The organism is Aromatoleum tolulyticum, assembly GCF_900156155.1.
Taxonomy (GTDB): domain Bacteria; phylum Pseudomonadota; class Gammaproteobacteria; order Burkholderiales; family Rhodocyclaceae; genus Aromatoleum; species Aromatoleum tolulyticum.
Genome location: NZ_FTMD01000001.1, coordinates 419,079 through 432,950, shown reverse-complemented (window position 1 = coordinate 432,950; position 13,872 = coordinate 419,079). Strand labels below are relative to the sequence as shown.

The 13,872-nt window shown below is 58.0% G+C and carries 7 protein-coding genes; all 7 read left to right on the top strand.

Translation table 11 applies throughout. From position 1 onward, the window contains the following. Positions 1-40: 40 nt before the first annotated feature. The 7 genes from BW991_RS01965 to BW991_RS01935 all read left to right on the top strand — a co-directional run bounded on the left by BW991_RS01965 (position 41) and on the right by BW991_RS01935 (position 13,849). Entirely contained in the window at positions 41-2,377 is a 2,337-nt protein-coding gene (locus BW991_RS01965; protein ID WP_139335880.1) for an ATP-binding protein, read from the top strand. Beyond that, on the top strand, positions 2,313-4,331 hold the full coding sequence (locus tag BW991_RS01960) for a hypothetical protein (protein WP_139335879.1): 2,019 nt from the start codon (positions 2,313-2,315) through the stop codon (positions 4,329-4,331). The genes BW991_RS01965 and BW991_RS01960 overlap by 65 nt, the downstream gene beginning before the upstream one ends. Positions 4,332-4,362: 31 nt before the next feature. Then, a complete protein-coding gene (locus tag BW991_RS01955; RefSeq protein ID WP_076600399.1) occupies positions 4,363-6,210 on the top strand; it encodes a hypothetical protein in 1,848 nt (615 codons plus the stop codon). After that, positions 6,203-7,729 carry a hypothetical protein gene (locus BW991_RS01950; RefSeq protein ID WP_076600398.1) on the top strand — a complete coding sequence of 509 codons (1,527 nt, stop codon included), beginning with the start codon at positions 6,203-6,205 and terminating at the stop codon, positions 7,727-7,729. The genes BW991_RS01955 and BW991_RS01950 overlap by 8 nt, the downstream gene beginning before the upstream one ends. Then, on the top strand, positions 7,726-12,999 hold the full coding sequence (locus tag BW991_RS01945) for an FtsK/SpoIIIE domain-containing protein (RefSeq protein ID WP_076600397.1): 5,274 nt from the start codon (positions 7,726-7,728) through the stop codon (positions 12,997-12,999). Before BW991_RS01950 ends, BW991_RS01945 begins: the two co-directional genes overlap by 4 nt. A 314-nt stretch (positions 13,000-13,313) precedes the next feature. Further along, on the top strand, positions 13,314-13,613 hold the full coding sequence (locus tag BW991_RS01940; RefSeq protein WP_425290199.1) for an integrative conjugative element protein, RAQPRD family: 300 nt from the start codon (positions 13,314-13,316) through the stop codon (positions 13,611-13,613). After that, positions 13,610-13,849, top strand: a complete 240-nt coding sequence (locus BW991_RS01935) for a TIGR03758 family integrating conjugative element protein (RefSeq protein ID WP_076600395.1) — start codon at positions 13,610-13,612, stop codon at positions 13,847-13,849. The genes BW991_RS01940 and BW991_RS01935 overlap by 4 nt, the downstream gene beginning before the upstream one ends. Positions 13,850-13,872: the final 23 nt, after the last annotated feature.

Below are 13,872 nucleotides of genomic sequence, written 5' to 3'. Positions count from 1 at the left end.
AACAGTCAAGGCTCGCGTCCTGCTTGAACTCGGTGCTGAGTTGATCAGCTCCGACCAGATCGCTATCTACGAGTTGGTGAAGAACTCTTTAGATGCGCGGGCCACGCGCATTGCAGTACATGTTCGCGTCACATTACCGCGCAGTGAATACCTCGGCATTCGCCAGAGCCTTGAGCGATCTTTCCAGAAGAAGGAAAGTCTCTCTCGGGATACGGTTCGGCAAATGCTCGAGGCCGGCATGGAGCCCACGGCAGCGCAGGCGGACCGTGATGCATTTCTAGAGAAGGCGCTGTCGCCGTCAAATGGTGATTACATCCAGGCACTAGATGCCGCCTACACACGCTGCAATTGGGTCGAGATTACTGACGACGGTGGCGGCATGTCGTTCGAGGACCTTGGTGGCGTCTATCTCACCATTGGCACCACCCACCGCCTGGACGATCGAATGCGCAACAGCACCCACACGGTGCTTGGTGAAAAGGGCATCGGCCGCCTCTCCGCCGTGCGCCTTGGCGATCAGCTTCACGTCTTGACGTCTAAGACGGGCGATAAGACGCTGCATGAACTCAAGATCGACTGGTCCACGATCAAACGCAATCCACACCTCAACCTAGACGAGTTCCCTGCAGCTCCCAACGTCGGGCCGAAGAAGAACAAGGCGTCTGATCACGGCACAATCATCCGCATGTCGAACCTGACGAGCGAGTGGTCGATCGAAAAGATGGAGTCTCTTGCGAAGACAGATTTCGCCAAGTTGGTGGATCCGTTCCTGACTTCGTTCAGCCGCCCGAATGTGCGACTGTACTTTAATGGGCAGTCAGTCGACATCCCTTCGTTTCAGACGCGTCAGCTCGCATACGCGCATGCACGATGCTCGGCGAGTTTCGCGCTCGATGCCGACGGGCAACCTGTCCTATCGGGTGAGGTAACTTACAAGGCCTACGGACAGAGCAAGACCTTCAGCCTGGAGGGGATGCATCTTCTCAGCGCACTGACTTTGAAGGGCAAGCGTCCAAAGACGGGCGAGGCATTCCGTCCAGCGGGTACGCTGATGCAGGGTCTAGCGAGCCTAGGCCCTTTTGAGATGGAGGCGCATTGGTTTAACCGGCAGAAGCTTCGCCTCGATAAGCCTGATGGCTATGAAGCGGCCCTGCAGTGGTTGACTCACTGGGGCGGAGGGTTACTGCTTTATCGCGATCACTATCGCGTATATCCGTACGCAGAGGCGCGTGACGACTGGCTCGACCTGGACGGCATTGCGTTGGCCACGCAGGGCTACAAAATGAATCGGAAACAGCTGGTCGGTGCGGTCCGCATCTCCAGTCGTGGCAACCCACATCTGCAGGATCAGACCAATCGGGAAGGCTTGCGCGACACGGAAGAGAAAGCAGCACTGATCGCACTATTGCGCCACATCTTGGTGGTCGAGTTCAAGAGCTACCTCAACGCTGTTGAGGGGGCACAGGACGAGTCGGCGGCTAAGGAGTTTCCGAAGCTGGAGAAGCGCCTGGAGGAAGCCCAGAAACAGGCGCTGAAACAGGTCCAACACCTGAGGACCAAAGTCAAGGCTCCGGAGGACGTCGCGGCGATCAACACCCTGCTTGCTCGCATGACGGACATGTCCGAAGCCTGGGAGCGTTCGAAGATGACCGTGCGCGCCTATGAGGAGGACATTGACAAATACGTCCATCTCGCGGGCGTCGGCCTAATGACGGAGTTCATCTTCCATGAATTGGCGCGCCTTTCCGCAAACGCCTTGAAGCTGCTGCAGACCTACAAGCCGAGCAACGCTACCGAAAACCGCCAGCTTCGGAATCTGCGAGATCAACTGAGCACTCTCGAGAGGCGGATCCGAATCCTAGATCCATTGTCGACGCCGGGGCGTCAAAGGAAGGAATCGTTTGACCTAGTTCAGATGCTGCGGGATGTCGTGGAAATGCACGAACCTCAATGTGGGCGTCATGGAATCCGAGTCGACCTGACCGGTCTAGGCAAGACGCCCGTGCTGATCAAGGCCGTCCGCGGGCAGCTTCTGCAGATCGTAGAAAACTTCATCTCCAACTCGGTTTATTGGCTCAAATTGCTTGCGACGACGACGAGGTTCGAGCCCATCATCAGCTTCAGCATCGACAGGGCTGCCAACACACTCACCGTTTTGGACAACGGTCCTGGGATTTCAGAAGACCGCGGCGATGAAGTATTCAATGCGTTCTTCACGACCAAGCCTTCTGGCGAAGGGCGCGGGATGGGTTTGTATATCGCGAAGAAGCTTGCGGAAGGTAATGCGATGGAAATCGCACTTGCGGAAGCCGATGAAGACCGGATCCATCATGGATTCGTTGTCAGCTATAGAGGGGCAAGGAATGGAGGCTCTTGAAGAAGCGCTCGTCAAGCCGTTAAAGAAGGTTGTCGTAATCGACGATGCCTATGCATCGGCTGATCCCGTCGATATTGATGGAGAAGCGGTATCTCGATTTCGCGACACCCTACTCGATGTACCGAAGCGGTTGACGCAGGTGAAGAGGGAGTTTCATCGCCCAGAGCTTGATCCCTCAGTTCCGCAGCACCTTGATGAGCTTCTTCAAGACACGGCCACTGTGGCCCGGCTTTGGGCTTTGCGAGAGAAGCAAGCTTGGTCCTGGCTAGTTGAAACCGTCTTCCGAAAATATGCAGAGGACGTAGAAGAAAAGCTAGGCGCTCTCGAAGGGCTTGAGGGCTTCTTGAATGAGCAGAAATGGCGCGTCAACCGAGTTTCGAAGTTTGACCCCGCGATGCTCGATGTTACCGGATACCAGGTCATCTTTCTGGACTTCTACCTCAAAGACGAGAGAGATCCAGAGCGGTCATTAGCGCGCGCCGCGCAGCTTGCTCAACTGATCATTGATGCGAGGCACAAAGGTACTCTCAAGCAGTACCCGTTGGTTGTTCTGATGTCGTCGAGGCCTGGGGCTGCAGAACAGCAGGGAGCTTTCAAGGAACGAACGGGGCTTCGGGCGGATTTCTTCTGCTTCGTCGAGAAGAACCAGATCCCCCAACAGCTCATGCCGAAGCTCAGACGCATGCTTGAGGGCTACCATGGCAAACAGTCTTGGGCGCACATGCTCGACGAGTTCTGGCTAGGTGCCATTCGTGCAGCGATGACGTTGCGGCAGAATCTGTCGAAGATCGAGCCTTCGGAAATCGCGCTGCTTCATGAAGCTGAGCTTGCTGTCGAAGAGGCTAGGCTGCCTGATTACCTGTCATGGTTAGTCTCGGAGTCGCTCGCGAGCGGTCTGCTGGAGGACGCGGGAGTGCGCGCCTTGGGGGCGCAACTGCCAGACTTGATTGGGCACAGCGCGTTTCCCGGGACGGTACCGCCCGGCAGTCGACTGGCCGAGATGCACGTGCGCTCGGTGATGCGGCTGGATATCACTGACGACCTCCCAGAGACCAAGAGTTCGCCGGTCCAACTGGGTGACCTCTTCGCGAGATTGAACGGGGACGGCACACCGAAAGAGTTCCTTCTCGTGGTTGATCAGAGCTGTGACCTCGCAAGACCCCATTCCAGTCAGAAGACCGTGGTCTTGTGCCTGCGCTGTGTTCCGCAAGAGATCAGCGACGTGGCACTCGCGTTCTATCGGACGGCGTACGGATCGGTCGACTTGGTCAGCATGACTTTCGGCGAGGGGCAAAAGTACTACCTGGCGAGTTGGGATCCGGTGAACCCCACGACCCCGGAATTGGCGGAACTGTCCCAACGCAGGGGTGGCATCAAACGGCTGGCTCGATTGAAGCCAGTTGCTGCGCTTGCACGTCAAGAAGACTTAACTCAGCGCGTCGGGCGGATCGGTCAGCCTGTTGCGCCGCCGTCGGTGACAGCGTATCGCGCAAAGCTTGTCCTGATAGGCAAAGATGGGTTCCAGAAGGAATTTGATGCCACTAAAGAGCCTTGGGCTTCTGTGATCATCGTGCAAGGACGCCATATGCCCAAGCCAGACCCTGTCGACGGCGGCGCAACATCGAAGAAGAAGCCTCCGACAACGACGACCTTGAGTCTGACATCGGACTTCGGCGAATGGCTCTCGGGCAAGCTGGACCGCGCACACTTGGCAGACGCTCAAGCTTCCAGCCAAGCCAACCTGCTGAAGCAGCACTTGGCAGCTGGGACGGTACAGCGCGTGAGCTTTGAGAGCGGTGACCAGATTAAGGCGAGCCTTGGACGGGCATGGAGAAAGGCAAGCCTTAAGAAGCCACCGACTGCCATCCATTGCGTCTTCGACAAGACCATACCGAAGGATCTGACGGACGCCATGATCGTGCTGCTCTTAACGCCTTATGAGCAGCAGCTCTGATACTTAGTTTAACGCTGTTGGAAAAGGGATAATGACGATCGACGCCGAAAAATGGATCAGCTTCGTCAGGCAATATGGTCCTCTCGCGCGCAACGCGAACATGTACGACGAGGAGATTCGACGCTGGTCGAAGAAGCTCAGCGTCACACCCATTGCCTTCGAGCATCCGCTCAGCCGCGACGTACTCGCCTCCTTCACCGACCGCAAAGAAGGCCACGGCGGCGTGGTCATACTCACCGGCACAGCCGGTGACGGCAAGAGCTACCTCTGCTACCAAGTATGGGAGGCGTTGGGAGGCTCACCAGACGCCTGGGCCAGCAATATGTCCTATTACAAGCTGCCTGTGACCATCAATGGCCACGCCTACACACTCCATCTCATTCGCGACCTGACGCCGTTCTGCAAGAACGATCCAGACGGCTCAAAGGCCCAGCTTCTGCAGGAACTGAGCTCCGCGCTATTCGAGCCCTCGTCCAATCTGTTCCTGGTCGCCGCCAATGACGGGCCGCTCGTCGAAAACTGGCGAAAGCTAGGCAACCATGCTGCCTCACAGCGCGCCTTGGCGTTGTTCGAAGCCCGGCTCATGAATGACGAAGATCCAGAGCCGACCGACCGCCTGCATTTCTTCAATCTCAGCGCAGTGCCCAGTGCGACGGTACTGGCACTCTGTCTCGACGCACTCCTTGGCCACGAGGGCTGGGAGAGTTGCTATGCCGCCGCGCAACCGAACGGATTCTTCGGTCCCGGATGTCCGATCCGGCACAATTTTGAGCTTTTGCGCGACCCGCTCGTGCGTACCCGGCTCGTGGCGTTATTCCAACTCTTGGACTTCAACGAGCTCCACACCCCGGTCCGGCGCGTCCTTCTACTGCTTGCCAACGCTATCCTGGGCCATCCCGCAGCCAAGGACGGTCTCATGTCTGCATCTGACGTGGCCAAGATCCTCGCCGCTGGAGAAACCCACAAGGCGAGTCTCTTCGCCAATCTCTTCGGTGCCAATCTGAAGAGCGCGAAACGCGATGCACAGGAAATCTTCGACTATCTCAGTCGATTTGGCATCGGTTTTGAGACCACGAACCGGATCGACAACATCCTGATTTTCGGTTCGGAAGACGAGAACGTCAGCCAATATTTTCATGACCTGGTCGAGGCCGACGGCTTCTATGGTGCAACCGAACGATATCGCGGCGAGCAACGCAGCTATATCGAGATGCCAGAGGCGCAAAACGGCGAACGGCACCCCTTCCTAGACATGCTCATTGACCAGAGGCGCGGCTTGTTTTTCAAGATTCCAGATGCCCACGCCGACGAACTGAAACTTTGGTGTTTAACCGTATTCAATAGTGCTGGCGAATATCTGCGCGATGTCGCACAACCATTAAACGACGGCAGGCGTGTGTCGCGTCAAACAGTCAGCAAGCTCGTAAATGGGCTCAACCGCATCTTCACTGGACTCCTTACCACGACGAAGAGCGAGCTGCTGCTAGCGACCAGTCTGTCGCACTCCGGCGCCAAGATTAGCCAACTGCTCGAAGACAAAGTCGCCATCAACTCCCACGGGCGTGTGGAGCGAGTCGAAATATCCCTGTGCCGCGACTTTCCGCATCTGATCGTGACGCTGCCCAACGGACAAACGAGATCGCTGGCCCTCAACCTCACGCGCTACGAATTCCTCATGCGCGTGAGCGAAGGCGCACTACCTGGCAATTTCTCCCGCGAATGCTATGAGGATCTGCTGGCATTCAAGAGCGCTCTTCTCTCGGCTGCGGGGATCGACCGTCATGTGCTGGACGATGATGATGGCCTGATATTCCGGCTCCTTGCCCTGGATACCACCGGCAATGCCATCGACCAAGTTGTAGAGCTCTCAAATGACTGACATTGTCCAGCTTCCTCCGCCACCGGCGAGCTATCATGATGACAATGACCTGTGGCTCGACGAACAAATCTGGGGCCATCGACTGTGGGAGCAGGACCCATGGCTCCTATTCCTCGAATTTCTCTCGGTCGCAGAAGCTTCTCATGCAACCGGACAGCTATTCGCAGCTGACGCGACGCAATTTCCATTCAGTTTCCGGCCGGCGCAACGGCCCTATCTGCGTAATCTCTTGTTCAACAACGACAAGCTGCTGGAGCTCGCCGATCTCTATCCCGATAACGAAACCGGATGGGCTAAATGGCTCGAGTGGATGCAGAGCAACGCCAAGATGGTCGCCCACCGCGACTTTTCTTACCTCAAGAACAGATTTCAGAACTTCGAACAGCTCGTCAAAGTCATCGAAATGCTGCGCTCTGCGACGATCGAAAGCAGCATGAATAAGAGATGGAGTTCGCGCTTCGTATTTCCGTTCGGGCGCCATGCGATTTATGAAGACCTCAACACTGAGGGTAACCGCGAATACATCAATTTCACGCGCAACGGCGATCTGCTTTATCAGATGCTCGCGCGATCAAGCGCCGCACCCGAGCTCGCGCGGCATTTTGCACATCTGTTCGAGCGGCGTGATCCCTGCGATCGCCTAACCGAACTCCTCCAACCGGAAATCGCCGAGGAGCGGCATACGCGAAGCGGCAGCTACCTGCCTTACGCCAAGCATCCCGCCTTTGAGGTGCTGGCCCAGGATTGGCTGGCCGTTCTCGAGCTCCAGCTCCCGAGATTCGACGCCTATCCGTACCTGACGATCCTTGGAGCACTTCATATCACCCTTTATCAGCTACAGGTCGCCGCCCACGTCTGTGACAAGCCCAAACCCCACTTCATTTGCGAAGTTGTCGCGCCCAAGAAGACGCTGGTTCGCGAGCTTTCGGCAGGCAATTACATCGCGAACAACCAACTGTCGCTTTCGGCTGTCGATACCTATGTGCGAAACATCGGCAATTCGTCGGAGTGGATCGCAGCGGCGGCAGAGCAGTCGGGATTTGTGGCATGCCGTGAAATCATGCGAGAAAAAGTGCGTTGGCCCGATGAGGACTACACCGGCCCAGTCGACCCTGACGCTCTCCTCGAAAATCTGCGTCACACAGCGCAGCGGCGCCATCGTCAGCATACGGCCAACATCCACAACAGCCTCGGACGAGGCGCAGGGCTGGTCTCGCGTCGCGGCACCAATCGGCTGCGCTACGCACCAACCGATGAACTTCTCAAGGCCCTAATCCTCGCCAACGTTCCGGTGCGCATGGACTACGGCCAATTCCTTGGCCGCCTCTACGACCGCTACGGCCTCGTCTTTGGGGAGCAGGAGGGCCAGCTCGCCATCACCACGGAAGATTTCGACAAGCGCGCGTTTCAAGCCAATGCCTCGCGGCTCGAAAATCGCCTCAAGACTATCGGCATGCTACGGCGGCTCTCTGACGCCTGCGCCTATGTCGAAAATCCCTTGCGGAGATCCGCAGCATGAACGTAGCCTCGCTCGTCGGCGCAGTCGCCGCCGCCTATCTCCGCGAAGAACTCCAGGCCGATACGGGCGCAGTGCAGTCGACTGCGCGGTATGTGCTCAATCTCAGCGCCGAACAGGTCGCAGCCGTCGCACGCGCCGTGCTCGCGGATCCGTTTCTCAAAGAGCGCATCGACATCAAGCTACCGACCTCGCTTGTGAGCGGCCAAGGCCTACCCGATGAGACTCTGACGACCGAAAGCGCCACCTTCTATCGAAACGCTGATTGTCCGAAGGCCGCCTATCTACTTGCCGAACACGAACATGGTGAAGACGCCTCGATTCGTGAAATTGCGAAACTTGGCCCCCCTGAGCTACTGGAGCGCATCGACCTTTGGGTTCGCGAGGCCTCAAAAGGCCTGCCTATCGCCCAGGAACAGCAAAAATGGTGGGAAAAAGCCCTGACTGGGCTCCGTGATCTTCGAATCGTCTCGATCGACCGCTTTGCCGTCTACATCTTGCGCACCCGCCGAGAAAACGAGGAAGCGGGTCGCCCCATCATCGATGCGCTGGGCGCCGCAATGCCGGCACTACGTCTTCCTAACGACCCTGCGTGCTTCGGAAGCCTCAAAGAGCGCCAGCGCGGACATGCATCTGCATGGAAGCAGCAATTCAACAACGCTCACAAGAGGCGATCCGGGCTGCTCCTCAAGCAGACCTCAAGCCAGCTCCTGCTCAGCGAAGAAGACCTGCGCAACGCGTTCGAAAAGGTTGCGCACCAGATCCCGAATGCCTGTCATCCCGCGATCGAAGCCTTTATCGGGGCGCCCAGCGGCTGGAACGCCCAGGCCGAAGCTTTAGCAGAACAAGATTGGGAGCAAATAAAGCCGATCTTCGATGGCCTGCAGCGTGAGAAATTCAACCTTGGCAAAAACACACTTGAATACTTCAGTGAGCTAGAAGAAGACAAGCTTGAGGATGAGGAGCGGGAATATCTCAAGCTCTTGTCCAAGCGGTCGGAAAAAATCGATGAAGACACGGATTTTTATGAAGCCCACCGTAGCGAAATCAAAGACGACAAGAAGCTGAAGTCTGCTTGGGATCGCTTCGTATATGGCCGCCCCATCGAAACAACCGACTTCATCGCCGGCATTTGCGCGGTTATGGAGCCACTTTACAACCGGATGCCGCCAGGCGATCAGCGCAAGCTGAAAATCAAATGCGAATCCGCGACTAAGAGAGACCTGCGATCTCTCAACTATGAAGCAGGTCTCTATTTCGCGCACCGCTACGCCGGCCTGCGTCGTCTGTTCGGCGGGATGATCGATTGGGATGTCGGCGATCTCTTCGAATTCGACAAGCTTGTCTCCGACTGGAAAAAGGGCGACAAGGCCAAGAACAAGCTCAACACGTCCACCGCCAAACCGGCGCTTCAGCTCAAATTCGTCGTCGAATTGGAGACAACGACCGACGGGGACAGCATTCAAAAGCATTCGACGCAGCTGATCTGGCGCTACGACCCCTCATGCGTCGCGAGCCAATTGGTCGACGACTGGGGGCGGTTGACCCAAAATCCCTTCACGGCCTGCCGCACACAGCGCGAATTCACCGCTGACAAATCGATCGATTTGGCCAACGTAAAGACGTTCATGCCGGCGTTCGACCGTGATCGCGGCTCATTCGTGCCAGCGGCCAAACCTGACCGGAATCTCGACGCGCTTTGGCGCAACAATGTCAAAGAGTGCGTCGATCAAGCTTATCTCTCCGCCCAGGATGCCAAGACATTGGGTGAGGCCTTTACAGCCTTTGAAAGTGCCTACAAGCTCGCAATCGTCGACTTCTCGACGAAAGGAGGCGGCGCCGACTCCGTACTCAATCAGACGACAGCGTACGCTGCGCTGCTCGAAACCGTCCTAACACTCGCCAAGGGCGATCGCAATCGCGACAAGCTGCTCAAGCCACTGCTCATGATTGGTGTCGCGCCGATCGACGGCGGCAGGCCGGCGGCCGTCGTCGCGCCCTGGCATCCGATGCGTCTGGTCGCCATATGGCGAAAGTCTAAGCTTGCCGTCGATCTCGTCAGTCAGGTTCTCGGCAGCATCGAGGCAGAGGGCGATCCAAAGCTGTTCTTCCGGGATATCGCTCATGATTTCGAGCACGCGCTATACCCTGAGATTGTGTCGATCTGGACGAATGACGGCCCACAATTCCTTACGGTAAGCGACGTGGTCGCCGACTACAGTCTGCATGAACCTCCCGTCGCCGACCCCAAAGGCGAGAACGACACCAATGAAAGCCCAGCTGAGGGCGGCTCCTGCGTCCATGACCTCGTCAAGCGCTATCTCGCCCTGCAACCGCACGAACGCTCCAACCTGTCGGTCGTACTGTTTAATTGCGATTCCGCGCGGCTGCCTCAGGCGGTCGTGGCGAAGATCGGCGGCATGCAGGATGACGAGGACGACGTTCGATGCCAAGTTCTGCTGCGCCACATCGAAAGCCAGAAGCTTCGTAACATCTATTGCTCGATCTTGAGCTCCGAAGCTACGGCAGACGCCTATAGCGCGAGTGAAGCTTCTCAAGACTTCATGGCCCGCCTGCGGATCTCGGTGATTGCTGACCAGGCGCCGCCGCCCAACCCCAAAGACGGCCATCCATACGACATCGTCTTTTCGCAAGATGTCATATCGCGTCACGCGCAACTTGAATGGTATCTCGAACAAGGCGAACCAGCCGACATTCGCAAGCTGTTGCCGTCACGCTGGTCGCGCCGCCGGCCGGCCGCCAGAGACGACCTTAAGTCAGCGGTCTTCCTATGCTGCCCGGTACAAAGCGCCGAGGGCTGGGCCTATATCTCCGCCGTCGCGAGCATTTTCAAAGGCGACCGCGATGAATCGACATCCAAACGGTTTTTGCCCGTTCGCCAGCTCGACTTTGCCGACGGCCGGACCAAGCGCATCTTCGAAGAGACCCACGACCTAGGCAATTGGGTCGTCAATTTCGACGAGCTTCTCGACCGGCGTCAGCTAATGAACCACCAGGTCCGGGTCATACGCTACAAGCAGATCTCGACCCAGGGGCGCAACCTGATCATCTCTTCGCGGGCGCCAATGACGCTTTTGCGCTCGATGATTATGAGCCGCCTCAAGGCGCTGCAGCTGCCGCTGACCGACGCCGAGGTGCGGACACTGGCCGATCGCCTGATCGACGACGCTAATGATGTGTCGGGTGACATCGTGCTGCGTGCGGCCACATGCGGCCAGAGCGCCAGCGAACTCATGGGCATCGTGCTGAGCCGCCGCATGTTGCGTGACGACTTGGGTGCCGATCAGCTGATCGGCTGGTACTTTCTTGATGACTATGCGTCCTGGCTTGGCCAGCGCGAACAACAGATCGCCGATCTGCTCGCAATCTGCCCCCAAGTCGCCGAAGAAGGCACACTGCGAATCACGCTCGCTGTCAGCGAAGCGAAATACGTCGAGATCGAGAGCCTGGCCGCCAAGCGCAAAGAATCGCAAAAACAGCTGCGCGATACGCTTGAGCGCCTAGAAGACGCCATATTCGGTGATCCGGAGCGGCTCGACCGCCAATCCTGGCTAGCTCGGCTGGCTGACCTCATGCTTGACGGCATCCGCATCCCGGCCGCCCGCGGCATTGATCTCGGCGAATGGCGCCGCGCTATGCGCGAGGGCCGCTGCGAGGTCCACCTCAAAGGCCTATCTCATGTCTTCGTTCCGACCTCGTCCGACGCCGACGATCTCACGATCGCAACCGAGGTCGCCGACACTCGCTACGCCTATCAGGAAATCATCGGCCGCAAGGCGCTCAAGCAGCTCTTGATGGCCTACTGGCACAACCAGAGCACCGCCGACGTCCGGCGCAGCATGGGTTTCTACCATATGGACTTTGAGCCAACCTGGCGTGCTCCGGGCTCCGGCGTTGCCTTTCTCCGCAGTGCATATCGCGCGCCTGTCCGCAGACCGGCGCCCCTGCCTGCACTCCCTGTTCCTGAAGCGCCGGACACACCCGCTGAAGCGCCAACGGAACCGAGCATCGAAAATCTGTTCCACACGCCGCTCCCTGGCGATAGCGTGCCGTTACCCGTCGATTCTTCGCCGACACGGGCGCAAGCTCATTGGGCCTATTCGGAGATCGCCGATTTGCTCGCGTCGGCGCTCCACGTGGCCACTATCGCACCTGAAGAAGGGGAATGGCTCAAGCAAACAGCCTTTTCGACGCGCAGCGCCCTGCAGCAGTTACAGCTTCAGGCCAAATTGATCGAGTCCGCTCTTACGCCCAATTCTGCGCTATTGCGGTTCGCCGGCAACGCCAACCTCACTGTCGAGCAGGTCTTGAAGAAGCGGTCCGAGCTTTTGACGACCTATGGACTGAACGTCATCTCGGTCCGCCCAGAACCCGGTGCCGTCATCGTCGCGGTGGAGCGACCCAAACGCCAGATCATTGATATCCGCTCCCTTTGGTCCGATTGGTCACCGGCCTCGAACGGTTGGGGTAATCAAGAGCTCATGATCGCAGTGCAAGAAAACTCGGGCGCTCCCCTGTTCCTCTCACCTGGTAAAGACCATGCGCCACACACGCTGATCGCGGGCAGCACCGGCAGTGGCAAGTCCGTGCTGATGCAGAACATTATCATGGGGATCGCCGCGACCAACACACCGGAACAAGCGAAGATCGTCCTGATTGACCCCAAACAAGGCGTTGACTATTTCGCTTTCGACAGGCTGCCGCATATCGACGGCGGTGTCATCGATGATCAGATCTTGGCAACTCAGCGGCTCGAAGAACTCGTGGCCGAAATGGACCTCCGCTACGCTCGCTTCAAGGAAACGCGCGTATCCAATCTGGCCGCCTTCAATGCCAAGGTCGCAGCAAACGAACGCCTGCCTGTCATCTGGCTCATTCACGACGAGTTCGCCGAATGGATGCTGACGGAAGATTACAAGGACGCCGTGTCGGCAATCGTTCAGCGGCTCGGTGTGAAGGCTCGAGCCGCGGGCATCTATCTAATTTTCGCCGCCCAGCGGCCGGATGCCAATGTTATGCCGATGCAACTGCGCTCAAATTTGGGCAATCGCCTGATTCTGCGTGTCGACTCGGAAGGAACATCCGAAATCGCTCTTGGCGAAAAAGGCGCGGAACGTCTGCTGGGCAAAGGTCATCTGTTAGCGAAACTCGAAGGTGAGAGGGAGGTGATCTACGCCCAAGTTCCATTTGTCGACATTGAATTCGTCGAGACGCTCATCAAGAAAATGCTCAAAGAGCACACGGCCGCCTAGATTAGTCCGTTCCATCAGCTTCGAGCACGCGACCTCGGAGTCGCCCTGACGCAGCCGCATCAGGGCCCGGCGGTACTCAACATCTCGGTGCTCCTGCGGGCCGCCGCCTTCCTCCTGCCGAACACGCATTGGCTCCCATATGCCAGTCGGTGACAACATGGTCATGCGGTGTTCCACATTGATTGCGGCGCGAAGCGAAAACGTGCCACAGCATTTAGCCATTCGCTTCAAGAGGGAATGGCACGATGGGACAGACCTGCCGGCGCACATTAGCATGGCCTCGCTTGATGGCAGGCTTGCCACTAGCATTAGCTGTGTCGTTCTTAGTTCTGCGTCCTGCCCATGCCACCGACGACGCGCCAGAGCGCGAGCAACTTGCCACACTCGTACGCCAGCTTGACCTGATCGACCGTCTGGCCGAGCATGCGGCCAGCACTGCTCCGCGGGAACGTGCCCACTACCACTTCAACTACGCCCGGCTGCGCGCCGACCTCAAGCGCATCCGCGCCGGCCTGCAGGACTACCTCGTCCCGCAGCGTGCCCAACCACGCGATCCCGCTCCGCTGGCTGGCGACTACGTACGCAGCGATGAACGGCAGGAGCCGTTGCCATGACACCTTCCGCCGATCAAGTCGCCGCCTTCCAGGCCAACGGCGGTTTCACGCCCGTGACCGTCTCCACCGTTGTCCTCGGCTTCGTCTTCGCCATCCTGTTGCTGTGGGGCGTGTGGGCGATGCGTACCGCCTATGTCGGTTGGGCCGAGAACCGGCTGACCCAGCGCCAGTTCCTCGGCGTGGTCGTGCGCTTCGTCGCGATGTACCTGGTGCTGAGTTTCTTCCTCCTGTCCTGACCACCACGAAAGGTTGAATCGCC

Bases quoted from the DNA above. Each gene is read 5' to 3' on its own strand.
- BW991_RS01945 (WP_076600397.1), top strand. From the start codon at position 7,726: ATGAACGTAGCCTCGCTCGTCGGCGCAGTCGCCGCCGCCTATCTCCGC.
- BW991_RS01950 (WP_076600398.1), top strand. From the start codon at position 6,203: ATGACTGACATTGTCCAGCTTCCTCCGCCACCGGCGAGCTATCATGAT.
- BW991_RS01935 (WP_076600395.1), top strand. From the start codon at position 13,610: ATGACACCTTCCGCCGATCAAGTCGCCGCCTTCCAGGCCAACGGCGGT.
- BW991_RS01960 (WP_139335879.1), top strand. From the start codon at position 2,313: ATGAAGACCGGATCCATCATGGATTCGTTGTCAGCTATAGAGGGGCAA.
- BW991_RS01955 (WP_076600399.1), top strand. From the start codon at position 4,363: ATGACGATCGACGCCGAAAAATGGATCAGCTTCGTCAGGCAATATGGT.